The following is a 23804-nucleotide window of genomic DNA, read 5'->3' on the forward strand; positions in this document are numbered from 1 at the left end:
GGGACGTCACGGCCCCGTCCCTCACACCGGCCCCCCCTCACGCCTTTGCGTCGATCTCCGCGAACACCTCGCGCGCGATCCGAAAACTGTCGACCGCGGCCGGCATGCCGCCATAGATTGCGACCTGCATCAGGATCTCGCGGATCTCGTCGCGGCTGACGCCGTTGGTGAGTGCGCCCTTCAGATGCGCGCGGAATTCGTGCTGACGATTGAGGATCGCGATCATCGCGATGTTGAGCATGCTGCGGGTCTTGCGCGGCAGCTCCTCGCGGCCCCACACCGTGCCCCAGCAATATTCGTTGAGCATCTCCTGGAACGGGCGGTTGAAATCGTCGACGCTCTTCAGGGCGTTGTTGACATAGGCCTCGCCGAGCACCGCTTTGCGGACTTCCAGGCCCTTGTCGTGCATCTTCTTGTCCATGGCGTTTCCTTTGCTTCTCTTGCGTTTTTCTTGGCTGGCGGCGCGGAAATTACGGGGTTGCGGCGTGCCAGTCACGTCCTCGTGTTATGCGGGAAAAGGGGTGTCTCCCGTACAGGAACGGATGCCTCAGTGCTGCCGTTGTGGTACGCTTCTCTACCGGGCAACCTGGAGAGTTGATTGAACGGCGTCACCCCCGACCCGTCAGACCCGATCCGCGATGGCGACGCTCTGTCGCGGCTGAAGCTGGCGCAAGCCCTGCAGCGGGCCACTTATGCCATCGCGTGGGAGCGTGCCTGGCCAAATTTGGCGCGGCTTCTCACCGTCGTCGGTCTGTTCCTGGTGGTGTCCTGGGCCGGCCTCTGGCTGGCCCTGCCGTCCATTGCCCGCGCCATCGGTCTTGTCGTTTTCGCCGGCGTTGCGATTGCCGTGCTGTTCCCATTGAGTCGTTTCCGCTGGCCGAGCCGCGAGGAGGCTCTGGCTCGGCTCGACCGCGGCTCTGGCATCCGTCATCGGCCGGCCACCACGCTGACGGACACGCTGAGCTCGCAAGACCCGGTTGCGCAGGCATTGTGGCGGGCGCAGCGCGAGCGCACGCTGGCTTCGATCAAGCGCATCCGCGCCGGTCTGCCGAAGCCCCGGCTCGCTCTGCATGACCCCTGGGCGCTGCGCGCGCTGGTCATGGTGATGCTGGTTGCGACCTTCTTAGCCGCCGGCGACGAGCGTGCGATGCGGCTCGTGGCTGCCTTCCACTGGAACGGCATGATGGCCCCGACGAATGTTCGTGTGGATGCCTGGGTCACGCCACCGCTCTACACCGGCAAGCCGCCGGTCATCCTGTCGGCCGCGAACAAGGAGGCCGCGGCGCTACCGGCCAGCGGGCCGCTTGCCGTTCCCGCAGGCTCGACCCTGATCGTTCGCTCCTCCGGCGGCAGTCTTGATGTTGCCGTCTCCGGCGGCCTCAAGGAAGTCGAGCCTACCGAAGCCGCGCCCAAAGGCACCAACGAGAAGCATTTTTCCATCAGCGGCGACGGCACCGCGCATGTCCGCGCGCCCTCCGGCCAGCCGCAATGGGCGTTTGCGGCAACACCGGACCGCCCGCCGACGATCGCGCTGGCCAAGGATCCCGAGCGCCAGGCCCGTGGCGGACTCCAGCTCACCTACAAGGTCGAGGACGATTACGGCGTCACCGGCGCCGACGCGCAAATCGGCCTGCGTCCCGCCGATGCCAAAGATGGCCGCAAGGAGGCCGACACCAAGGCCGCCGCGCGGCCGCTATTCCAGCCGCCGCAATTCCCGCTCGTGCTGCCGAATGCGCGCACCCGCAACGGTGTCGGCCAGACGGTGAAAGACCTGAGCGAGGATCCCTATGCCGGCGCCGACGTCACGCTGACCCTCAGCGCAAAGGACGAGGCCGGCAACGAGGCCAGGAGCGAGCCGTTCAACATGCGCCTGCCCGAGCGGCTGTTCACCAACTCGCTCGCGCGCGCGCTGGTCGAGCAGCGCCGCATCCTCGCGCTCGACGCCAACAAGAATTCGGATGTCTACGCCGCGCTCGACGCGCTGATGATCGCACCCGAATTGTTCACGCCGGATGCGGGCTGCTATCTCGGCCTGCGCAGCCTGGCGCTGCAGCTGGAGGCTGCCCGCACCGACGAGGCGCTGCGCGATGTGGTGGGAAGCATGTGGGCGTTCGCCGTCACCATCGAGGACGACGGTGTCGCCGGCAGCGTCAACGCCGCGCTGCGCTCGGCCCAGGATGCGCTCAAGCGGGCGCTGGAACGCGGCGCCAGCGAGGACGAGATCAAGGCGCTGACGCAAAAGCTTCGCGAGGCCATGGCCGGCAAGGTGCGCGATCTCGCCCGGCGCGCCGAGCAGAACCCGCTTGGACCCCGGCAGCCGTTCCCCGCAGAGGTTCAGCTCATCCTCGACAAGTCCGTCGAGCTGAAACAAAAGACCCAGAACGCCACGCCCGAGCAGCTCGAAGAGCTGGCGAAGCAGCAGGACGCGTTGCGCGAGCAGCTTCAGGCCTATCGCAAGTCGGCCAACAACCGGGCGAAGCCGGGCAACGACGGTGCCAACCAGTCGACGCGAGACCGTAAATGCGGAAGCTAGCACGCGTGCCAGTCTTGAAGGCGATCTCGATCGCCTGCCTCGCCTTCCTGTTGGGAGGTGTCTCGCCCGTGGCTGCCCAGCAGGATCAGGATGTCGATGCCCTGCTCGATGGCGCTGAAAAGGCGATGCAGGATTCTGGCGATAGCCTCAGGCAGAAGGAATCCGGCAAGAGCCTGAACAATCAATCCGATGCGATTCAGAAGCTCGAGGACTACAAGCGCGCGACGGAAAAGAGCCAATCCTCCAACCGCGATCGTTCCGTCATCACGCAGCGCGACCTCGACGAATTGCTGAAGCAAATCGAGAAGGCAGCGCGCGAAGGCAACAAAGAAGCGGCCCAGCGCATGCTCGAGCAGCTCGCGCAGATCATGGAAAACCTCCAGATGGCGCAGCCCGGGCAATCCGGCGACAGCGACATGGAGCAGGCGCTCAACGAGCTCAGCGACATGATCCGCAAGCAGCAGCAATTGCGCGACAAGACTTTCAAGCAGGGGCAGGATTCCCGGCGTGAGCGCTCGCGCGGCAAGCAGCAGGGCGACCAGTCGATGTCGGACCTCCAGCAGGATCAGCAGTCGCTGCGCGACCGCCTGAAGAAGCTGCAGGATGAACTCGCCAAGCGCGGCCTCACGCAGAAGGGGCAAAAGGGCCAGAAGAGCCAGGGCCAGAAGGGGCAAAAGGGTCAGCAGGGCGAGCAGGGACAGCCGGGCCAGGATGGCGATCAGGACGGCGACCAGGGCGATGACGACGGCAGTCTGGACGCCGCCGACGGGGCCATGGGCGATGCCGGCTCGCAGCTCGGCGAAGGCAATTCGGACGGTGCCGTGGACGCGCAGGGGAAGGCGCTCGAAGCCCTGCGCAAGGGCGCGCAGAAGATGGCCGAGGCGATGCAGCAGGGTGATGGCGACGGGCAGGGCGATGGTCCCGGCAACCGCGCCGGCCGCCAGCAGAGCGGCGGCAATCAGACCGATCCGCTCGGCCGCCCGCTTCACGGCCGCGATCTGAGCGACGACTACACGGTCAAGATCCCCGGCGAGATCGACGCCCAGCGCGTCCGCCGCATCCTCGAGGAGCTCCGCCGCCGCTTGGGGGACAGCTCGCGCCCGCAGATCGAACTCGACTACATTGAGCGGCTGCTGAAGGATTTTTGAGGCTGACGCAGCTCTCGTAGCCCGGATGAGCGAAGCGATATCCGGGGCCCGCCGGTCCCGCATGTCGCTGCGCTCATGCGGGCTACAAACTACGAACCCGACTCGCTACCCCTTCTTCGCCGCAAGCGCATCCGCCACCGCCGTGCGGATGTCTGCGACCGAGAACGGCTTCGTCACGACGTCATGCACCAGCGCATTGAGGTTCGAGGCGCGCTCGCGCTGGTCGGCAAAGCCGGTCATCAGCAGAATGGTCAAATCGGGGAAATCGCGTGCGACGGAAAGCGCCAGCGCGATGCCGTCCATCACCGGCATCTGGATGTCGGTGAGCAGCAGGTCGAACCCGCCGTCGGCGCGCGTAAGGATCTCCAGCGCCTCGGCGCCGTCTTGCGCGGTGACGATATCGTGCCCGTCCATGGCGATGGCGCGCGCCACCAGCTGGCGCATCGAATCCTCGTCGTCGGCGATCAGGATCTTGGACATGAGACGAACCTCGGGATCAATCTCGCGACCAACTTTGCCTGCGAGACCTGCGAAATCGATTATACGCTGCCACCGGCAATGTCGCGCCGGTTGAAGAAGCGAACGTCGATATTGCGGCCCTCCGGCGGGGGCGAGGCCAGGCGCGAGCGGAAGAAGGCGCGCTCGCCGGGCTGCAGCACCGTTTGTTCCAGAACGGCGTTCCAGGCGTAGATTTCCGCGCCTTGCGCGTCGCGCACCGCGAAGCGCAACCGGGGAATGTCGAGCGGCTTCTTGCCTTGGCCCACGATCACGCCTTCGATCACCAGCACCTGCTTACCGTCCACGGTCTCGCTGGAGAGCTTGACGTCCTTGAACGCCAGTGCGCGCAGGTTCACTTCGAGGCCGACGATCCTGTAGAAGGCGGCCGTCTGCGGCAGCAACCGCACCATGTCGCCGCGCCAGATCACCAGCGCCAGCACCAGCGCGCCCATCGCGGCGCAGGCAGTTGGCAGGCCGAAATGGGATTTTCGCGGGGCCGCCGTGGCAACCGGACGGCGCACCCGCGCGCCGCGGCGGCGTCCGAACAGGCCGCGGAACCAGGATTGGTGCTGTTCGCCGACGACTTCCTCCTCGGCGGACCGGGCGGCCGCCGACCATTCGTCCTCGGTGTCGCTGGTTTCCTGGTCCGGCCAGTCGCTGGCGATCGAGGGGCTGTCAACGACAGGCGCGTCAGTGGCGCCGTCGTCCTGCGCGTAGGAGTTCCACTGCTCGGCGAGATCGGACTGGTCGTCGGCCCGGCTGGCCGCGGCCATGGCCGGGACAGATGCCTCCTCGATGGCATCCTCGGCATGGGCGACCCAGGTTTCCTTGCAACGGGAACAGCGCACGGTCCGGCCGTTCGCCCCAAGGCTCGCGGGCTTGATGGCGTAGGATGTCGTACAATGAGGGCAGACGATATGCATGGACGAGCCTTGATGCACGGACAAGTCTTGACGGTGACACGGTCGCGGAGAACCGAGCGGGAAAGATGCTATCAATTATGCTACAGGACGACCGTTAACGAACCGGAAACCATAACGGCCGCAAAACCCGCTGATCGCGTGTGGCGGAGCACAGCCGTGCGGCCCGCGGCCTCTCTCGAACGGAGCTGAGCTTGGTTCGGTTCGAAAATGTCGGATTGCGCTACGGCCTGGGGCCTGAGGTCCTGCGCGACCTCAACTTCCAGATCCCGGCGCATTCATTCCAGTTTCTCACCGGCCCGTCCGGCGCCGGCAAGACCTCGTTGCTGCGCCTGCTGTTCCTGTCGCATCGCCCGACGCGGGGCCTCGTCAATCTGTTCGGTCACGACATCTCGCAGCTCGGCAAGGACGAGATCGCAGGCTTGCGCAAGCGCATCGGTATCGTGCTCCAGGATTTCCGCCTGCTCGACCACATGACCACCTATGAAAACGTCGCGCTGCCGTTCCGCGTCATGGGCCGCAGCGAATCGAGCTACCGCAAGGAGGTCATCGACCTCCTGAAATGGGTCGGGCTCGGCGAGCGCATGGACGCGCTGCCGCCGATCCTGTCCGGCGGCGAAAAGCAGCGCGCGGCGATCGCGCGCGCCGTGATCTCGCGGCCGCAGTTGCTGCTGGCCGACGAGCCGACCGGCAGCGTCGATCCGACGCTCGGTCGTCGCCTGCTGCGGCTGTTCATCGAGCTCAACAAGTCAGGCACCGCCGTCATCATCGCCACCCACGATATCGCCCTGATGGACCAGTACGAGGCGCGACGCTTCGTGCTGCACCAGGGACGGCTGCACGTCTATGAGTAGGCCCGACGAGCGCGGCGTGCTGGTCGATCTCGGGCAGGAGGGGCCGCCGCTTCCGGCCCGGGCGCGCAACATGTCGCCGATCGTGCCGCGCGCCTCGATCCACGGCCGCGCGCTGGTCGCCGTCGTCGCAATCATGACCTTCCTGGCGTCGATGACGACCGGCACGGTGCTGCTGGTGAGCGCCTCCGCCGCCGAATGGCAGTCGGATGTCGCGAGCGAAATCACCATCCAGGTCCGCCCGCAGACTGGCCGCGATCTCGAACGCGACACCGCGGCGGTGACCGAGGCCATGCGCGCGCAAGCCGGCATCGTCGAGGTCAAGCCGTTCACGAAAGACGAAAGCGGCAAGCTGCTCGAGCCCTGGCTCGGCACCGGCCTGTCGATGGACGATCTGCCGGTGCCGCGCATGATCATCGCGCGCGTGCAGCCCGGCACGGCGCTCGATCTCGGCGCTCTGCGTGCCCGCGTGACCCAGGTGGCACCAAGCGCCAGCGTCGACGATCACCGCGCCTGGATCGAGCGCATGCGCTCGATGACCAACGCCACGGTGCTCGCCGGTCTCGGCATCCTCGCGCTCGTCATCGTCGCCACCATCATCTCGGTGTCGTTCGCGACCCGCGGCGCCATGGCGGCGAACCGTCCGATCGTCGAGGTGCTGCATTTCGTCGGCGCCGGCGACCGCTACATCGCCAACCGCTTCCTGCGGCATTTCCTCAGGCTGGGGCTGGAGGGCGGCGTGATCGGCGGCGGCGCCGCCATGCTGGTATTCGGCTTCTCGGAGTCGATTGCAGGCTGGTTTTCCGGCACTCCCGTCGGCGATCAGTTCGCCGCGCTGCTCGGCACCTTCTCGCTGCGGCCGTCCGGCTACATCGTGCTCGCGGTGCAGGCCGTGCTGATTGGCGCCATCACCGCGGTCGCCTCGCGCCAGACGCTGTTCGCGACGCTGAATGATGTCGATTGAAATGGTTTCTTCCTTCTCCCCTTGTGGGAGAAGGTGGCGCGAAGCGCCGGATGAGGGGTTCTATCCACGTGCACGAACGTCGATGCCAGTTCGCGGAGACATACCCCTCACCCGTCTCGCCGCTATCGCGGCGAGCCACCCTCTCCCACAAGGGGAGAGGGGAAATCTAGTTCGCGGCCCCAGTGCTTCGCCACATCGATTGAGGCCGACAAAGCGGACTCCACTTCGCCTCAAAACGTCCTAAAATCACCTCTGGGAAGGGATCACCGACATCGCATGAGCGCGCCGACCGACGATCGATCGCCGAAACTGCCGCGCGGCTGGCTGCGCGCGGCCGTGATGTCGACGATTGCGCTCGCCTTCGTCGGCGCGGCGGCGGGCTTCATCGCGTTTCTGTCGCAATTGCGCGGCGCCGAGATCGCGCCGGACCGCAAGGCGGACGGCATCGTGGTTCTGACCGGCGGCTCCTCGCGGGTGTCGGATGCGATGGAGCTGCTCGCTGCCGGCTACGGCAAGAGGCTCCTGATCTCCGGCGTGCATCCGACCTCGACCGCGAGCGACATCTCCCGGACGCTGCCGGAGAACCAGTCCTTCATGCGTTGCTGCGTCGATCTCGACCGCACGGCGGTCTCGACCCGCGGCAATGCCGCGGAAGCGCGGCGCTGGGCCGCGGGGCGCGGCTTCAAGTCGCTGATCGTGGTCACCTCGAACTATCACATGCCGCGCGCGCTGGTGGAATTCTCGCATGCGATGCCGGAGACGACACTGATCCCGTTCGTGGTGGTCGGCGACAAATGGCGCGAGGAGCCGTGGTGGACCTCGGCGTCCACCTTGCGGCTGCTGCTGTCGGAATATGTCAAGTACATCGCGGCCGAGGTCAGGGTGCGGCTGGAGGATTTCGGGATTGACCTTTCGCCCGAGATGTCGGAGCAGCCTTCCGGGCTGCAGTCGAAGCGGCCCGCCACCGCACAGGCCAATTGATCGGCAACTGATCGGCAATTGATCGGATCCTCGATGTTCTTGATTTTCCTGCGATCGCTCGTGTTCAACGTGCTGTTCTATACCGTGCTGGTGTGCCTCGCGATCGTGGCGCTGCCGACCTTCGCATTGCCGCCGCGCGCCATGCTCACGGTCGCGCAATGGTGGGCGAAGGCGACGCTGTTTCTGATGCGGACGGTCTGCAACATCAAGGTGGAATTCCGCGGCCTCGAAAAGATCCCGACGGGACCATTGGTCGTCGTGGCGAAGCACCAGTCGTTCTGGGAGACGTTCGTCTTGCCGGGTTTTTTCGACCGTCCGATTTTCATCCTCAAGCGTCAGCTCATGCAGATCCCGGTGTTCGGCCAGTTCCTGGTCAAGACCGGGATGATCGCGATTGACCGCAATGCCGGCGTCAAGGCGCTGCTGGACATGACGCGGCGGGCGCGTGAGGCGGTGCGCAGCGGTGGGCAGCTCGTGATCTTTCCCGAAGGCACGCGCCGCGCTCCGGGCGCGCCACCGGACTACAAAAGCGGCTTCGCGCAGATCTATTCGTCCTGCGGTGCACAGTGCCTGCCGATCGCGCTCAATTCCGGCCTGTTCTGGCCGCGCCGCACCTTTATGCGCTATCCCGGCACGCTGGTGGTGGAATTCCTCGATCCGCTGCCACCAGGCTTGCCCAAGGACGAGTTTCTCTCCCGTGTGCAGACGGTGATCGAAGACGCGACCGGCCGCCTCGTCGAAGCGGGCCGCAAGGAGCAGGAGCAGCTGATCGGCTCGGCGCCGAGCTGTGCGCCGTCGGAGAGCTAGCGGTTTTCCCGATCGTGCATCGGAGCCGGCGCGTGCGGAGAATGCGCATCCCCATGCAGCATCATGGCAAGCTGATGCAGCTGCGCATCGCGAAAGCCTTCGGCCTCGATCGCCTTCACCGTCGCGGTCACGTAGTCGCGGTTGGCGCCGGACTGGCCGTGGCCCTGGAGCACGTGGCGATGCTGGTCGATGAGCGACAGCCGGCCGGCATATTGCACATGGCCGCGGTCGACGACATAGGCGAGCGCGGAGACGCGCTGCCGCGCCTCGTTCTCCAGCCACAGCGAGCGCATGACTTCGCGATAGACCGACGTCACCTGCTCGCGCGCGCGCAAATAGGCCACGACGTCGGCGCGGTTCTTTTCGGCGACGCGGAAGGCGATGCCGCGGCAGGCGCCGCCGCGGTCGAGGCCGAGCACCAGACCCGGCTTCTCCGGCGTGCCACGGTGGACGAAGGAATAGACACAGAGCGCACGATGCTCGCCGACCAGCCGCGCCGGGACGCGCTCCTCGAATTCGAAGCCCGGCCGCCACATCAGCGAGCCGTAGCCGAACACCCAGAGGTCGCCCTTGGCGGTTGTGACGGAGGGGAGGGTGATTTCCGACATTTCGGGCACGGCTACCAGAACCGCGCCCGCAAGCGAAGCGAATTCTCCGCCTTTCGGAGCAAGCCAACCTCGCTTACATTTGACAAAATCAGGGGTCAAAGGATCGCCGCATGTCCGATATGACCGTTGCCGCGCGCCGGCGCTCCCGCTGGGGCCTTTTCATCGCCCCTGTCATCCTCCTGATCCTCGCGGTGGCGTGGAGCTGCTTCTGGTTCTATGCGGCGTCGCAGGCCGAAATCGCCGCCGACGCCTGGCGCGCGCAGGAGGCCAAATCCGGCCGCATCTATGATTGCGCCAAGCGCTTGATCGCGGGCTTCCCCTTCCGCTTCGAGGTCCAATGCTCCGGCGCCAGCGTCGCCCTGGTGTCGCAGAACGCCAGCAAGACGCCGTTCACGGCGAAGCTCGACAACATCCTGGTCGTCGCCCAGGTCTACGACCCCAAGCGCGTCATCGCCGAATTCACCGCACCCGCGACGCTCACTGATGGCGTCACGCAGAGCACCTTCGTCGTGAACTGGAGCAAGGGTCGCAGCAGCGTGTTCGGCCTGCCCGCCGTGCCGGAGCGCGCTTCCATCGTCTTCGAGGAGCCGACCGTCAATCGGGTCGACGGCAGCGTGCAGGTACCGCTCGCGCGCGCGAAACAGGTCGAACTGCATGGACGTCTTGCGGATGGATCGACGTCCGATCATCCCGTGATCGAGACCGTGCTCCAGATCGCGCAGGGCAGCATCCAGGGCGTTCATCCGCTGCTCGCCGAGCCGTTCGAAGCCGACACGCGGGCGAAGATCACCGGACTCTCCGACCTCACGCCAAAGCCGTGGCCGCAGCGCTTCCGCGAGATCCAGGCCGCCGGCGGCCATATCGAGATCGTGCAGTCCCGGATCCAGCAGGGCGAGATGATCGCGGTTGCGGCCGGCACGCTCGGGCTCTCGGCCAACGGCCGCCTCGACGGCGAATTGCAGATGACGGTGACGGGTCTCGATCGCGTGATCCCCGCACTCGGCATCGAGAAGATGCTGGAGGAGGGGGTGCCGCAGGCGACCCTCGATCGCATTGCGCCCGGCGTGAAGTCACAGGACCTCAACAATCTGTTCGGTGCGCTCGACCGCGCCGTTCCCGGCCTCGGCAAAGTCATCAAGCAGAACGCCAATGCCGGCGTTGCCGCCGGCATCAATTCGATTGGCACCGAGAGCACGCTGGAAGGCAAGAAGGCCCGCAGCTTCCCGCTGAAATTCGTCGACGGCGCTGTGCTGCTCGGCCCGGTCAAGGTCGGCCAGATCCCACCGTTGTATTAGGTCGTGAATTCATAAATTTGCCGGGCGGACGGCTTGGTCCGCCTGACGCGTTCGAAGCTGTGAACAGATGGCTTCCGAAAAGCTTCTTGTTAGCGCCAGTGATCCAACCTGCGAGATCGTCTCCGGCGTCGGGCGAGGAATGCGTCAGCGGCGTCTGGACAGGTAGCGTTCTGCCGCCCTATTGAAGGCCAACTGACGGCTCTAAGGTCGCGCCCAAATTATCTGGGGTTCGGGGGAAACAATGCACGCGTTGAATTGTCTCGTGGCAGGATCGCTGCTCGTCGCCTCGCTTCAGACCGCAACCGCCAGGGATAACGAACATTGGGTGGTGTCCTGGACGGGCGCGGTTCAGGGCCCATACCCCGTCGGCAATCCGTCTGCCCAGCCCGAACAGAAATTCGCGTTTCCCGAGCCTGCGGCCGGTGCGCGGGACCAGACCTTTCGCCTGATCGTGCGACCGGATATCTGGGGCCGTCAGGTCCGCATCCGGCTCAGCAACGCCTTCGGCACCAAACCCGTCACGTTTGACGGCGTTTACGTCGGCCTGCAGTCGGGCAGTGCCGCGTTGATTCGCGGCTCCAACACTCCGGTCACGTTCGCCGGCACGGCTTCCGTTACGGTGTCGCCGGGGAATTCGGTCTGGAGTGATGCGATCGCGCCGCCGTTTGCAAAGCGGCCTGATGAGCTCGCCGGCCGCCGGCTTGCGGTCAGTTTTCATGTCGCCGGCCAGAGCGGTCCGATGACCTGGCACGCCAAAGCGCTGACCACCTCCTATGTCAGTGCGCCCGGCGCCGGCGCGAAGGGCGCCCTCGAAGACGAGGCTTCCTTCCCCTATGCGACTGCGTCGTGGTTCTTTCTAGATGCGATCGAGATGACTGCGCCTGCCGATGCCTTCGCCATCATGGCGTTTGGCGATTCGATTACCGACGGGACCGCCTCAACCATGAATGGCGACGATCGCTGGCCCAACGTGCTGTCGCGTCGCCTGAAGGCGGTCTACGGCAACAAGGTCGCCGTCGTGAATGGCGGCATCGGTGGCAACCAAATCGCAGGCCCCGCCGAATATGGTCCCGACAAACCCTACGCGGGCGGCCCCGCTTCGGGCCAGCGGCTCGATCGCGACGTGCTGTCGCTGTCCGGCATATCGAGCCTGATCTGGCTGGAAGGCATCAACGATTTCAGCAAGAACGGCAATTTTACCGCCGACCAGGTCATCGCCGCGATGAAGGACGGCGTCGCGAGGCTACGCGCAAAATGGCCGCAAGCCCGGATCATTGGCGCCACCGTCGTTTCAGCACTGGGCAGCACCAGCGCGGCACATGGTCTTCCCGAGCAGGATGACAAGCGCAAGGCGCTCAACACATTCATCCGGAGCTCGGGGACATTCGACGGTGTGATAGATTTTGATCGCGCGACGCTCGACCCGGCCTCGGGTGGCCTCAAGCCGGAGTTCGTTCCCGAAAGCACGACTGGCGGCGCCGGCGACAAGCTTCATCCCAACCGCACCGGATATCTGGCGATGGGACAGGCCATCGACCTCGATCTGTTCAAGCCGGGAAAGTTTGGTCGCAGCGCGAAGCAGTAAGATGAATTCAGAGTCACCTCTCTGCCTTCATCGCCCTCAGCTGTCGTAACTTCCTCCATGCGGGTTACGAGCTGAACTCACGGCCGCTTCGCCGGATCGTGATTGCGCGCCGGGAATACGGAGCCGCAAACTCCGCTCTCTCCCCATGTCGGCCGCATGTTGAGGCGGTCGCCCAGGCAGGAGAGATACCATGACCAAGTCCAGGCTGTTCGTTGCCGCCATCGCCATCTCGACCGCGCTTGCGACGCCCGCGTTCGCGCAATGGCAATGGCAGTCGCAGGAGCCGGCCGCATACGCCTCGATGTATCCGAATGGTGATCGCAACATCTCGAATCCCACGACGCGGGAGACGATGGCATTCGTCCCCTCGCCGAAATCACCGCGCCCAACGGTGATGCGCGCGAGCAAGGGCAAATAGCCGCCATCCACCACTTGCCCGTCGCGAGCTGGGCCCGGTCATGGCGTCGGTGGTGCGCCGAAGACGGACGACAACGTCGTCATGACGCAGATCCGCTATTATCCGTTCTAGTCACGGAGCCATGCGGGCTCGTAGCCTGGATGGAGCGAAGCGCAATCCGGGAATCTTGCCTCAAGCGACGGAGGTCCCGGATTACGCTTGCGCTCCATCCGGGCTACTTCAGTGCTACGGCTTTTTCAGCGCCGCATGCGGCCGGCCGAAGTCGGGCGCGGCCGAGTCCTGGCCGATTTCGACGATGCCGCGGCGGATGGCGCGGGTGCGGGTGAAGTGGTCGAACAGCGCCTCGCCGTCGCCGCGGCGGATCGCGCGAGTGAGCTTGGCCAGATCCTCGGTGAAGGTGCCGAGCATCTCCAGCACGGCTTCCTTGTTGGCGAGGAAGACGTCGCGCCACATCGTCGGATCGGAGGCGGCGATGCGGGTGAAGTCGCGAAAGCCGCCGGCGGAGAACTTGATGACCTCGGACTCCGTCACCTGCGCCAGCTCATCGGCGGTGCCGACGATGGTGTAGGCGATCAGATGCGGCAGATGGCTGGTGATCGCGAGCACGAGATCATGATGGTCCGGCGTCATGATTTCGACCTTGGCGCCCATCGCCGCCCAGAACGCGCGCAGGCGATCGGTGGCCGCCGCATCAACGCCCTCCGGCGGGGTGAGGATGCACCAGCGGTTGATGAAGAGCTCGGCGAAGCCGGAATCGGGGCCCGAATGCTCGGTGCCTGCGACGGGATGCGCCGGCACGAAATGGATGCCTTTCGGCAGATGCGGCGCCATATCCCTGACGATGGCGCCCTTGACAGAGCCGACGTCGGAGATGATCGCGCCAGGCTTGAGATGCGCGGCGATCTCCTGCGCCACCGGCCCGCAGGCGCCGACGGGAATGCAGAGGATGACGAGATCGGCGTCCTGCACGGCTTCCGCATTGGTTGCGACGACCCGATCGACGATGCCGAGCTCCATCACGCGTGCGCGCGTCTTCTCCGAGCGCGCGGTGGTGACAATCTCGGAAGCCAGGCCCTGGAGCTTCGCAGCGCGCGCGATCGAGCCGCCGATCAGGCCGAAGCCGATCAGCGCGACGCGCTGGAAGTGCGGGGTCGCGCTCATCGTCCGGCCATGAAGTCGCGCAGGCCCTCGACGACGAGGCGGTTGGCCTCCTCGGTGCCGATGGTCATGCGCAGCGAATGCGGCAGGCCGTAGTTCTTCAGCCCGCGCAGCACGAGGCCCCGCTTGGTGAGGAAGGCATCGGCGTCGTCAGAGGTCTTGCCCTTGTCGGTCGGGAAGTGGATCAGCACGAAATTGGCGACGCTCGGCGTCACTTTCAATCCGAGCTTGCCGATCTCGTCGGCGAGCCAGTTGCGCCAGGTCTCGGTGAATTGCTTCGACATGGCCTGATGCGCGGCGTCCTCGATCGCGGCAACGGCGGCGTACATCGCCGGCGTCGACACGTTGAAGGGACCCCGGATGCGGTTGACCGCGTCGATGATGTGCTCGGGGCCGAACATCCAGCCGATGCGCAGCGCCGCGAGACCATGGATCTTGGAGAACGTGTGCGTCACCACCGTGTTCTCGGTGGTCGCCACCAGCTCGATTCCCATCTCATAGTCGTTGCGGGAGACGTAGTCGCAATAGGCCGCGTCCAGCACCAGCAGCACGTGCGAGGGCAGGCCGGCGCGCAGGCGCTTGACCTCGTCGAACGGCAGATAGGTGCCGGTCGGGTTGTTGGGGTTGGCGAGCCAGACCAGTTTTGTGCGCGGCGTTACGGCCTTCAGGATCGTGTCGACGTCCGCGGTCAGGTCCTTTTCGGCGGCAACCACGTTCTTCGCGCCGACCGCCATGGTCGCGATCGGGTAGACCAGAAAGCCGTGCGTGGTCGAGATCGCCTCGTCGCCGTGGCTGAGATAGGTGTGGGCGAGCAGGTTGAGGATCTCGTCCGAGCCGGCGCCGCAGATGATGCGGTTGGGATCAAGCCCGAAGGTGCGCCCGATCGCTTCGCGCAGCACGCGCGAGGTTCCTTCCGGATAGTCTTCCAGATGATCCGCCACCTGCTTGAACGCCTCGATCGCCTTCGGTGAGGGCCCGAACGGGGTCTCGTTGGCCGAGAGCTTGAACACCTTGCGGCCGGGCTCTGCCACCGGGGTCTTGCCGGGCGTGTAGGGCGCAATATCGAGAATGCCGGGATTCGGCACGGGGCGGGACATCTTCAACTCCGGAGTGGCTTAAGCGGTTCGCGACTTACGATTTCGACCCGGTCGGGGGCACCGTATAGCGCGTTGCGTGGCTGCCGACGAGGGCCGTGGAGCGCACCGAGGCCCCCGCTTCGATCAGGGCAGCTTTGATTTTGTCGAGGCTGCTCGTCGCGGTGACCGAGACCAGCAGCGCGGCGCCGTCGAAGGCGGTATCGGGCACCGCCACGATCTCGGCGAGCGGTGACAGGGCGCGCGCGACCTCGGCGTTCCACCCTGATACGCGCACGCTGAAGGTCTCGACCTCCGTCACCAGCGCACTGTCCGCGACACGCGAGACCGCGAACACGGGCAACGCCGCCGGATGGTCGGCGCGCTCGACGAAGGGCAGCCGCGCGATGATCTTTGGCGCGCCTCCTGCCTCCAGCTCCAGCCACCATGGCGTGCGGCTCGAGGTCGCCGAGACCAGCGCAAGGTCGCCCTTGGACTTCGCCACGGCCTCGACCGCCGCCTGCGCGCTGAAATGCGCGACGTAAGGCACGGTGAATCCGAAATGGAAGCGTACGGAATCGCGCATCGCGGGCTCGCTTGCCGAAATGTCGGCATGCACGGAGAACGGCGCCTGAACGTAAGTGAACGTCGCGATGATCACGCGCCAGATGCTCTCGACCGTATCGAGCGGCAGGATACCGCGATGGCGCTGGACGAGGTCACGCATCATGGAGGCCTCGCGCGCAGGCCGAAACGCCGAGCCGACCTCCTGGGTCTGCTTCACCTGGATCAGACGGTCGATGATGTCGCCGCGCTGCATCAGCAGGCGATGCATGCCCTCGTCGATCGCGTCGATCTCCTTGCGCAATTCCTGGAGTGATGGTGGCGCGGGCGGACGTTGGGACATGTCTGTGAGGTGCTGTTGCGAGGCGTTCCAATGCGGATCAGTCGAGCCGTCACCGCCGTGATGGATATCCTGATTAGGCAGTCGGGGCGGCGAAAGCAAAGAGAAATGCAAAGGGAAATCGGGCCCTTTTCGCCCGTGGCGCGACAGGCGAATTTGGCTGATCCGGGCCGCGACTTGACGAAAACCGTCCAAGACGGTAGTTTTTACCTGTTCCGTGGTCATTTGAGCCGGCCGGCTTGCAGCCACGTTAAAAAACTCGCTAAACAGGCCGGGGACCCTTTCGATCCCGGCCGAACCTATCGTTCAGGCCGGGTTTTTCATGGCCTGATGTCAGTCGCGGTCGGACCCCGATCGCAAACGAGTCAGTGGTCAGAGATGGGCATCAAGTCAATTCCCAGTCCCGCGATCAGCGCCGATGAGCGCTCGCACGAGGTCGATCATCCGAGCTCCCAGGTCGCGCGCTTCGGTGCCGACCAGCCGCTGCCGCTTGATTGCGGCGTCGATCTCACCCCGTTCCAGATCGCATACCAGACCTATGGCGAGCTCAACGCCGAGCGCTCCAACGCCATCCTGATCTGCCATGCGCTGACGCTCGATCAGCACGTCGCCAATGTGCACCCGCTGACCGGCAAGCCGGGCTGGTGGGAAATCATGGTGGGGCCCGGCCGCCCGCTCGACACCAACAAGTATTTCATCATCTGCTCGAACGTGATCGGCGGCTGCATGGGCTCGACCGGCCCCGCGTCGACCAATCCGGCGACCGGCAAAGTGTGGGGCCTGGATTTTCCGATCATCACCATCCCCGACATGGTGCGAGCCCAGGCCATGCTGCTCGACCGCCTCGGCATCGATACGCTGCTCTGCGTCGTCGGAGGCTCGATGGGCGGCATGCAGGTGCTGCAATGGACTGCGGCCTATCCGCATCGCGTCTTCTCTGCGCTGCCGACCGCATGCAGCACGCGCCATTCGGCGCAGAATATCGCCTTCCACGAACTCGGCCGGCAGGCGGTGATGGCCGATCCGGAATGGCATGGCGGACGCTACATTGATCACGGCACCCATCCGCATCGCGGCCTCGCCGTCGCCCGCATGGCCGGGCACATCACCTATCTCTCCGACGCCGCGCTGCATCGCAAATTCGGTCGGCGCATGCAGGACCGCGAGCTGCCGACCTTCTCGTTCGACGCCGACTTCCAGGTCGAGTCGTACCTGCGCTACCAGGGCTCGTCCTTTGTCGAGCGCTTCGACGCCAACTCCTATCTCTATCTGACCCGCGCGATGGACTATTTCGACATCGCCGGCGACCATGGCGGCGTGCTGGCGAAGGCGTTCGCGGGAATCCAGACCCGGTTCTGCGTGGTCTCCTTCACCAGCGACTGGCTGTTCCCGACCTCGGAATCGCGCGCGCTGGTGCACGCGCTGAATGCGTCGAGCGCGCGGGTGTCGTTCGCCGAGATCGAGACCGATCGCGGTCACGACGCATTCCTGCTCGACGTGCCCGAATTCTTCGACATCGCCCGTGCCTTCCTGCAATCGGCTGGCAAGGCGCGCGGGCTCACCGCCAATAATGCTTAAGGACGGCTAGTCATGTCTGTACAGGAAGCGTTGCCGCTGGGCGGCCTTGCGACCGGGCAGCCCGGTGATTTTCGCGCCGACCATGTGCTGGTGGCCGAGATGGTCAAGCCGGGTTCGAAGGTGCTCGACGTCGGCTGTGGCGAGGGCGACCTGCTCCAACTGCTGGAAACCCGCGGCATCGACGGCCGCGGCATCGAGCTGTCGCGCGAGGGTGTCAACCGCTGCGTCGCCAAGGGTCTTGCGGTGGTGCAGGGCGATGCCGACACAGATCTCGTGAATTATCCGGATGACGCCTTTGACTACGTGATCCTGTCGCAGACCTTGCAGGCGACGCGGCAGCCGAAAGTGGTGCTGGAGAATTTGCTACGCATCGGCCGCCGCGCCATCGTGTCGTTCCCGAATTTCGGATTCTGGAAGATGCGGCTCCAGCTCCTGATCGGAGGCCACATGCCGCGCACGGAGAATCTACCGGCAAGCTGGTATGACACCGCCAACATCCATTTCTGCACCATCAAGGATTTCGTCGAGCTCTGCGACGCGATCGACGTCAAGATGGAACGTGCCGAGGCGCTCGACCTCTACGGCCGCCCGCTGCGGCTGCGGATGCCCTGGTGGGTGTGGAATCTGTTCGGCGAGCAGGGCGTGTTTCTGCTGACGCGGGGCGGCAGGAAGTAGGATTCCTGTAGCCTGGATGAAGCGTAGCGCAATCCGGGATTCTATCCGCGGATGCGAAGGCCCCGGATTACGCTTGCGCTCCATCCGGGCTACGCGACGGAGCGTGTGGTGACGTCTTCGCGCTAATGCGCCGCCAGCGACCGCGCATCGCGCACCGGCCATCTTCCCGCTTCCACCAGCGTGACGAACCGTTCCACCGTTTCGTTGAACAGGGCCGGCTCTTCGAGATTGAGCACGTGGCCGGACTTCGGAAACATGGCGAGCCCTGCCGCAGGCAGGTGCTTCTTCAGAAACAGGCTTGCGCCCACGCACGGATCGTCCTCGTCGCCGCAGATGACGAGTGCCGGCGTCGTGGCCGCTCTGATCGCGTCCGTCATCGTAAAGATCGAGGGCCGGCCGGCCTGGAAACCGCGCATCGTCCGCGCCGATCCCCTGGCGTCATGCCGCGCCAGGGCTGCGTAGAAGTCGGCATGGCCGCGCGGGTCCTTCACCAGGAAGGGAATCCGGCTCGGCGCCTCGCGCGTGACTCTTGCGACTTCTGCGGAGCCGAGCATCTCGAATTGCTCCGCGTTGGCGCGGCACTGCTGGCGCCAGGCGTCGAGGTTCTCGATCTCCGAGCCTGAGCCGACGCCGGCGAGCGTCATCGACAACGCACGTTGGGGCGCGTTGAGCCCGATCTGGAGCGACGAATAGGCGCCCATCGAGAGGCCGACGAAGTGCGCGCGATCGATCTTCAGATGATCGAGTACCGCGAGCGCATCGGTATAGAAATGCGTGTAGCCGTAGACCTCGCCATCAGGCACGTCCGATGGCGTGTAGCCGCGCGCGGAATAGGTGATGCAGCGATGGCCGCGCGAGAAGTAGCGCATCTGCGGCTCCCAATTGGTGTAGTCGGCCGCGAACTCGTGCAGAAAAAGTATCGGCGTGCCCGCGCCTGCTTGTTCGAAATAGAGGCGGCAATTGTCTTTCGTGAGGGCGTGAGGCATCCGGTTTTCTCCCAGAGGTGGCTGCGGCTGTGGAATGGCGTCCTGCGGTCAGCGCATACGATCCTAACACCTATTAATCATCGTCCAAATTCTTCGCGGCCGCGTCTTGTTCTCGCCACATCAGGATACTGATACAGCCCGCGGATGTCGGCCACCGCACGGGCCGACGGGGAAGTGGGGGTGTCAACGAAGGATGAAGAATGTTCGAGTTGTTTGCGTCTCGCCTGTCGCGCTGTGTAGTCGCGCTGGCTGTTTTCTTCGCGGCGGTCGCCGCCTTCACTTCTCCGGCGTCAGCACGACCTCATCGTCATAGCGCAGAGCGGCACGCTTACGCGCATCACGCCAGCAGACATCATCATTACCGGCATGCACGCGGCTCGCGCTTCGAGCGCGGCGCGGCGCAATTGCAGGCAAGCGGCTTCGGCAACACCTTCGCCAGCTATGACCCGAACGCCAATAGCGGCGGCATCGGTGGAATGGCCATGAGCGGCAACGCTGGAATGGTTACCAGCGGTGAGATGACCACGCGCGCCAGCCGTCGAACCATGAGGCGTGGCGGTGGGATGGCCATGAACGCGAATGACGGCGGCGTGGCCAATAGCGCGACGAGCAGCGGCTTCGGCGGCGGGTCGGGCCTCGTGTCCGAGGCACGCCGCTATGTCGGCGGCAATCCGACCGGCCGCGGCAGCCTGTGGTGCGCGCGCTTCATGAACATGGTGCTTGAGAAAACCGGCCACCATGGCACCGGCTCCGACATGGCGAACTCGTTCGCGCATTACGGAACGCGTGTCTCCGGTCCTCAGGTCGGCGCCATCGCGGTCATGTCGCGCGGCGGCCGGGGCGGTCATGTCGGCATCATCACCGGCGTCGACGCGCAGGGCAATCCGATCATGATTTCCGGCAATAACGGCAACCGGGTTCGCGAAGCACCGGTCTCGCGCGGCCGGATCTATGCCTACGTGATGCCGAATTGACGGTCGTCATTGCGAGAAGCGAAGCGACGAAGCAATCCAGACTGTCTCCGCGGGCGCATTCTCGGATTGCTTCGCTGCGCTCGCAATGACGGGATGGGTAGAGCCGGCGCTCGTTCACACCAGCTTCGGCTCTTCCAACGCAACCGCGTCGCCCACGCCGATGTCGCCGTCGGCGATCACCTCAGCATAGATGCCGCAGTCCATGTGGCCGAGATTGCTCGAAAGCGTGGCCGGGACTTCGAGATCGCGCCTGGCGGTCTCAGGATCGACATTGGTGGCCGGGCAGCGCTTGATGCGCTTGACCACTTGCAGCCGGGCCTGTCCGATCGCCAGCGTCTGGCCGACGAGCTCGAGCTCGGACCAGGCCGGCCAGCCCTTCACGTAGAGATTGGCGCGGAAGCGTAGCGGGTGGACGGCGGCGCCGCCGAGCATGGTCTCGAGTGCGCGGACGCTGTCGAGATTGATGATGGACACGACCTTGCGGGCGACATCGGAAAAGCTGTGGTCGCGGCCGGACAGGACCTTGGCCGGGCCCTTCAGCTCCGGTTGAAAATTTTCCCTGAAATAGTCCTCGATGGCGGCGCGCCCGGCGGCGGTCTCGAGATCGCCGCTGGCGACGATCTGGCCGTCCTTGCTGATGGTCAGGCGGTTGGTCGCGTCCTCGAACCGGCTGTCGAGCGAAGCCAGCCGCTCATTCCGCGCCAGCATCAGGAACTGGATCTTCGGCTTCCACTGGGGCTCTTCCGGATCGAAACCGCTGGGGCCGTTCTCGATGGCGTAGCGGCGGTCCGCGGGCAGGGTCTGGCCGGTCCGCAGGGAGACGCGGGGCAGGGGCTCCGGCGTCAGGCCCTTGATCGGATAGCGGTAGAGGCCGGTGATCTCGGCGGTCTGGCTGGCTGTCATTGCGCTAGGTGTCATGCCGCTACTTAGGGGATTCGGCCCACCGGCGCCAAGCGGGCGGATCCGCGCACGAAATTGTGAACTCGCCTCTTCCGGTCCGAGGCCTCGCTTCCCACATCTGGGTCAGGCCGGCGCCAGCGCCGGCTGATAACGACCGTTGCCGGTTGAGAAACGTCAATGCGGTCATCGCAAACCCAATGAAGATGCCGTTTGGAGTGCCTTAGAGGGCTCCAGGGGCAGGCCGAGGGAAAGACCACGATATGAACATCGAAAAATATACCGAACGCTCCAGGGGCTTCGTCCAGTCCGCGCAGTCGCTTGCGGTGCGCGAAGGGCACCAGCAGTTTTCGACCCTGCACGTCCTGAAAGTGCTGCTGGACGACACAGAAGGCCTCGCTGCCGGTCTGATCGACCGCGCCGGCGGCAATTCCCGCGCAATCCTGAAGGCGACCGAGGACGCCCTGAACAAGGTGCCGAAGGTCTCTGGCGGCGGTGCCGGCCAGATCTATCTGGCGCCTGAGCTCGCCCGCACCTTCGACGCCGCGGAAAAGGCCGGCGAGAAGGCCGGCGACAGCTTTGTCACCGTCGAGCGGCTGCTGCTCGGCCTCGCGCTGGAGAAGACCAGCGAGGCGGGCGCGATCCTGGCCAAGGGCGGCGTCACCCCGCAAAACCTCAACGCGGCGATCGAAGCGCTGCGCAAGGGCCGGACCGCGGACTCCGCCACGGCCGAGAACGCGTATGACGCGCTGAAGAAATATGCCCGCGACCTCACTCAGGCGGCGCGCGACGGCAAGCTCGATCCGGTCATCGGCCGCGACGAGGAGATCCGCCGGACGATCCAGGTGCTGTCGCGCCGGACCAAGAACAATCCCGTCCTGATCGGCGAACCCGGCGTCGGCAAGACCGCCATCGCCGAGGGCTTGGCGTTGCGCATCGTCAACGGCGACGTGCCGGAGAGCCTGAAGGACAAGAAGCTGCTGTCGCTCGACCTCGGTGCGCTGATCGCCGGTGCAAAATATCGCGGCGAGTTCGAGGAGCGTCTGAAGGCCGTGCTCCAGGAGGTGACCGGGAGCGAGGGGCAATTCGTCCTGTTCATCGACGAGATGCACACGCTGATCGGCGCCGGCAAGGGCGATGGCGCGATGGACGCGTCCAATTTGCTCAAGCCTGCTCTCGCCCGCGGCGAGCTGCACTGCATCGGCGCCACTACGCTCGACGAGTACCAGAAGCACGTCGAAAAGGACGCGGCGCTGGCGCGGCGTTTCCAGCCGATCTTCGTGAGCGAGCCCTCGGTCGAGGACACGATCTCGATCCTGCGCGGGCTGAAGGACAAGTACGAGCAGCACCATGGCGTGCGGATCACCGATTCCGCGCTGGTCGCCGCCACGACGCTGTCCAACCGCTACATCACCGACCGTTTCCTGCCGGACAAGGCCATCGACCTCATGGACGAGGCGGCCGCGCGGCTCAAGATGCAGGTCGATTCCAAGCCGGAAGAGCTGGATTCGATGGATCGGGAAATCATCCGGCTGAAGATCGAACAGGAAGCATTGAAGAAAGAAAGCGATGCCGGTTCGAAGAGCCGCCTGCAGACGCTGGAGAAGGAGCTGGCCGATCTTGAGGAGAAGTCTGCGGCGCTCACCGCACGCTGGAGCGCGGAGAAGAACAAGCTCTCCGACGCCCAGAAGCTGAAGGCCGAGCTTGACGGCTTACGGGTCGAACTCGCCAACGCGCAACGGCGCGGTGAATTCCAGAAGGCCGGCGAGCTGGCCTATGGCCGGATCCCCGAGCTTGAGAAGAAGCTCGCTGACATCGAGGCCAAGGAAAATACAACGGAGAACTCCGGCGAGATGATGGAGGAGGCGGTCACCGCCAACCACATTGCGCAGGTGGTCTCGCGCTGGACCGGCGTGCCCGTCGACAAGATGCTCGAAGGTGAGAAGGACAAGCTGCTGAGGATGGAGGACTCGCTCGGCAAGCGCGTCGTCGGCCAGGCCGAGGCCGTGCGTGCGGTTGCGACCGCCGTGCGCCGTTCGCGCGCGGGGCTGCAGGACCCGAACCGGCCGACCGGCTCGTTCATGTTCCTGGGGCCCACCGGCGTCGGCAAGACCGAACTGACGAAGGCACTCGCCGAGTATCTGTTCAACGACGAGACCGCGATGGTCCGCCTCGACATGTCCGAATACATGGAGAAGCACTCGGTCTCGCGGCTGATCGGCGCGCCTCCGGGCTATGTCGGCTATGACGAGGGCGGTGCGCTGACCGAAGCGGTGCGGCGCCGGCCCTACCAGGTCGTGCTGTTCGACGAGATCGAGAAGGCGCATCCCGACGTCTTCAACGTCCTGTTGCAGGTGCTCGACGACGGCCGCCTCACCGACGGCCAGGGCCGAACCGTCGACTTCCGCAACACGCTGATCATCATGACCTCGAACCTCGGTTCGGAGTTTCTGGTGAACCAGCCGGAGGGCGAGGATACCTCGGCCGTGCGCGAGCAGGTGATGGGCATGGTGCGGGCGCATTTCAGGCCAGAGTTCTTGAACCGCGTCGATGAGATCATCCTGTTCCATCGCTTGCAGAGGAGCGAGATGGGCCGGATCGTCGAAATCCAGTTCGCGCGGCTGCAGAAGCTTTTGGCCGATCGCAAGATCGTGCTGACGCTCGACGCTGCGGGCCGCGACTGGCTCGCCGCCAAGGGCTGGGATCCCGCTTACGGCGCGCGGCCGCTCAAGCGCGTAATCCAGCGTCACGTCCAGGATCCGCTCGCCGAGATGATCCTGGCCGGCGACGTCAAGGACGGCGACAGCGTTGCGATCTCGTCCGAAGGCAACGTGCTGACCTTCAACGGCAAGGTGCCGCAGACCGCGGAGATCGCCCAGTTCGAGGCGCCGGTGTCGAAGCGGAAGCTGAACTGAGCGCCGGCATTCGAAGCCTGGAGCAACAAGCCGCCC

Annotated in this window: 22 protein-coding genes and 1 riboswitch; of the genes, 13 read left to right on the forward strand and 9 right to left on the reverse strand. The window is 65.2% G+C overall.

Annotated elements, in window-relative coordinates; translation table 11 throughout:
• Nucleotides 1-37: 37 nt before the first annotated feature.
• A complete protein-coding gene (locus AC0L3C_RS07750; protein ID WP_473407594.1) occupies nucleotides 38-421 on the reverse strand; it encodes a carboxymuconolactone decarboxylase family protein in 384 nt (127 codons plus the stop codon).
• Nucleotides 422-598: 177 nt separating this feature from the next.
• On the opposite strand from AC0L3C_RS07750, the gene AC0L3C_RS07755 reads away from it, so the two are divergent.
• Complete coding sequence (locus AC0L3C_RS07755) at nucleotides 599-2533, forward strand: TIGR02302 family protein (protein WP_473407595.1); 1935 nt, start codon at nucleotides 599-601, stop codon at nucleotides 2531-2533.
• Nucleotides 2521-3681: a DUF4175 family protein gene (locus AC0L3C_RS07760; RefSeq protein WP_456653287.1), complete on the forward strand. Its 1161-nt coding sequence runs from the start codon at nucleotides 2521-2523 to the stop codon at nucleotides 3679-3681. The genes AC0L3C_RS07755 and AC0L3C_RS07760 overlap by 13 nt, the downstream gene beginning before the upstream one ends.
• 105 nt (nucleotides 3682-3786) lie before the next feature.
• On the opposite strand, the gene AC0L3C_RS07765 is transcribed toward AC0L3C_RS07760, so the two are convergent.
• Nucleotides 3787-4161, reverse strand: coding sequence for a response regulator (locus tag AC0L3C_RS07765; protein WP_473407596.1), 375 nt, complete (start codon nucleotides 4159-4161; stop codon nucleotides 3787-3789).
• A gap of 59 nt (nucleotides 4162-4220) precedes the next feature.
• A complete protein-coding gene (locus tag AC0L3C_RS07770) occupies nucleotides 4221-5102 on the reverse strand; it encodes an MJ0042-type zinc finger domain-containing protein (protein ID WP_473407597.1) in 882 nt (293 codons plus the stop codon).
• Between the two features lie 191 nt (nucleotides 5103-5293).
• Here AC0L3C_RS07770 and ftsE point away from each other — a divergent pair, with 191 nt between their 5' ends.
• From ftsE to AC0L3C_RS07790, 4 genes are all read left to right on the forward strand, one after another.
• The gene (gene ftsE / locus AC0L3C_RS07775; RefSeq protein WP_275170936.1) at nucleotides 5294-5953 is read left to right on the forward strand and encodes a cell division ATP-binding protein FtsE; all 660 of its coding nucleotides are present in this window, start codon (nucleotides 5294-5296) and stop codon (nucleotides 5951-5953) included.
• Nucleotides 5946-6914, forward strand: a complete 969-nt coding sequence (locus AC0L3C_RS07780) for a cell division protein FtsX (RefSeq protein ID WP_027514144.1) — start codon at nucleotides 5946-5948, stop codon at nucleotides 6912-6914. The genes ftsE and AC0L3C_RS07780 overlap by 8 nt, the downstream gene beginning before the upstream one ends.
• A gap of 276 nt (nucleotides 6915-7190) precedes the next feature.
• A complete protein-coding gene (locus AC0L3C_RS07785; protein WP_473263810.1) occupies nucleotides 7191-7895 on the forward strand; it encodes a YdcF family protein in 705 nt (234 codons plus the stop codon).
• Between the two features lie 33 nt (nucleotides 7896-7928).
• Entirely contained in the window at nucleotides 7929-8702 is a 774-nt protein-coding gene (locus tag AC0L3C_RS07790) for a lysophospholipid acyltransferase family protein (RefSeq protein ID WP_473263809.1), read from the forward strand.
• Here AC0L3C_RS07790 and AC0L3C_RS07795 read toward each other — a convergent pair.
• Nucleotides 8699-9310, reverse strand: coding sequence for a gamma-glutamylcyclotransferase (locus tag AC0L3C_RS07795; RefSeq protein ID WP_473263808.1), 612 nt, complete (start codon nucleotides 9308-9310; stop codon nucleotides 8699-8701). The two genes, AC0L3C_RS07790 and AC0L3C_RS07795, sit on opposite strands and share 4 nt — an antisense overlap.
• 110 nt (nucleotides 9311-9420) lie before the next feature.
• Here AC0L3C_RS07795 and AC0L3C_RS07800 point away from each other — a divergent pair, with 110 nt between their 5' ends.
• The 3 genes from AC0L3C_RS07800 to AC0L3C_RS07810 all read left to right on the forward strand — a co-directional run bounded on the left by AC0L3C_RS07800 (nucleotide 9421) and on the right by AC0L3C_RS07810 (nucleotide 12608).
• Nucleotides 9421-10605 (forward strand): DUF2125 domain-containing protein, encoded by a 1185-nt coding sequence (locus tag AC0L3C_RS07800; RefSeq protein WP_473407598.1) that lies wholly within the window; start codon nucleotides 9421-9423, stop codon nucleotides 10603-10605.
• A 241-nt stretch (nucleotides 10606-10846) separates the two neighbouring features.
• A complete protein-coding gene (locus AC0L3C_RS07805; RefSeq protein WP_473407599.1) occupies nucleotides 10847-12190 on the forward strand; it encodes a GDSL-type esterase/lipase family protein in 1344 nt (447 codons plus the stop codon).
• Between the two features lie 190 nt (nucleotides 12191-12380).
• Nucleotides 12381-12608: a hypothetical protein gene (locus AC0L3C_RS07810; protein ID WP_473263805.1), complete on the forward strand. Its 228-nt coding sequence runs from the start codon at nucleotides 12381-12383 to the stop codon at nucleotides 12606-12608.
• A gap of 225 nt (nucleotides 12609-12833) precedes the next feature.
• On the opposite strand, the gene AC0L3C_RS07815 is transcribed toward AC0L3C_RS07810, so the two are convergent.
• The 3 genes from AC0L3C_RS07815 to AC0L3C_RS07825 are packed head-to-tail and all read right to left on the reverse strand — an operon-like array spanning nucleotide 12834 to nucleotide 15746.
• Nucleotides 12834-13769, reverse strand: coding sequence for a prephenate/arogenate dehydrogenase family protein (locus AC0L3C_RS07815; protein ID WP_473407600.1), 936 nt, complete (start codon nucleotides 13767-13769; stop codon nucleotides 12834-12836).
• Nucleotides 13766-14863, reverse strand: coding sequence for a histidinol-phosphate transaminase (hisC, locus tag AC0L3C_RS07820; protein ID WP_473263803.1), 1098 nt, complete (start codon nucleotides 14861-14863; stop codon nucleotides 13766-13768). The genes AC0L3C_RS07815 and hisC overlap by 4 nt, the downstream gene beginning before the upstream one ends.
• Before the next feature lie 34 nt (nucleotides 14864-14897).
• On the reverse strand, nucleotides 14898-15746 hold the full coding sequence (locus AC0L3C_RS07825; RefSeq protein WP_473407601.1) for a chorismate mutase: 849 nt from the start codon (nucleotides 15744-15746) through the stop codon (nucleotides 14898-14900).
• Nucleotides 15747-15950: 204 nt separating this feature from the next.
• Nucleotides 15951-16030: riboswitch (SAM riboswitch) on the forward strand.
• Nucleotides 16031-16121: 91 nt separating this feature from the next.
• Between AC0L3C_RS07825 and metX the strand changes: the two genes are divergently transcribed.
• Nucleotides 16122-17321 (forward strand): homoserine O-acetyltransferase MetX, encoded by a 1200-nt coding sequence (metX, locus tag AC0L3C_RS07830; RefSeq protein WP_473407602.1) that lies wholly within the window; start codon nucleotides 16122-16124, stop codon nucleotides 17319-17321.
• 12 nt (nucleotides 17322-17333) lie between these two features.
• On the forward strand, nucleotides 17334-17996 hold the full coding sequence (gene metW, locus AC0L3C_RS07835; protein WP_007597293.1) for a methionine biosynthesis protein MetW: 663 nt from the start codon (nucleotides 17334-17336) through the stop codon (nucleotides 17994-17996).
• Between the two features lie 122 nt (nucleotides 17997-18118).
• On the opposite strand, the gene AC0L3C_RS07840 is transcribed toward metW, so the two are convergent.
• Nucleotides 18119-18982, reverse strand: a complete 864-nt coding sequence (locus AC0L3C_RS07840) for an alpha/beta fold hydrolase (protein WP_473263800.1) — start codon at nucleotides 18980-18982, stop codon at nucleotides 18119-18121.
• Nucleotides 18983-19182: 200 nt separating this feature from the next.
• Between AC0L3C_RS07840 and AC0L3C_RS07845 the strand changes: the two genes are divergently transcribed.
• On the forward strand, nucleotides 19183-19956 hold the full coding sequence (locus AC0L3C_RS07845) for a TIGR02594 family protein (protein WP_473263799.1): 774 nt from the start codon (nucleotides 19183-19185) through the stop codon (nucleotides 19954-19956).
• Between the two features lie 114 nt (nucleotides 19957-20070).
• Here the strand turns inward: AC0L3C_RS07845 and AC0L3C_RS07850 are convergent, their stop codons facing one another.
• Entirely contained in the window at nucleotides 20071-20859 is a 789-nt protein-coding gene (locus AC0L3C_RS07850) for an MOSC domain-containing protein (protein WP_473407603.1), read from the reverse strand.
• 257 nt (nucleotides 20860-21116) lie between these two features.
• Here AC0L3C_RS07850 and clpB point away from each other — a divergent pair, with 257 nt between their 5' ends.
• The gene (clpB, locus tag AC0L3C_RS07855; protein WP_473282591.1) at nucleotides 21117-23768 is read left to right on the forward strand and encodes an ATP-dependent chaperone ClpB; all 2652 of its coding nucleotides are present in this window, start codon (nucleotides 21117-21119) and stop codon (nucleotides 23766-23768) included.
• The last annotated feature ends 36 nt before the right edge of the window (nucleotides 23769-23804 follow it).

It is taken from the genome of Bradyrhizobium sp. WSM4872, from assembly GCF_055811715.1.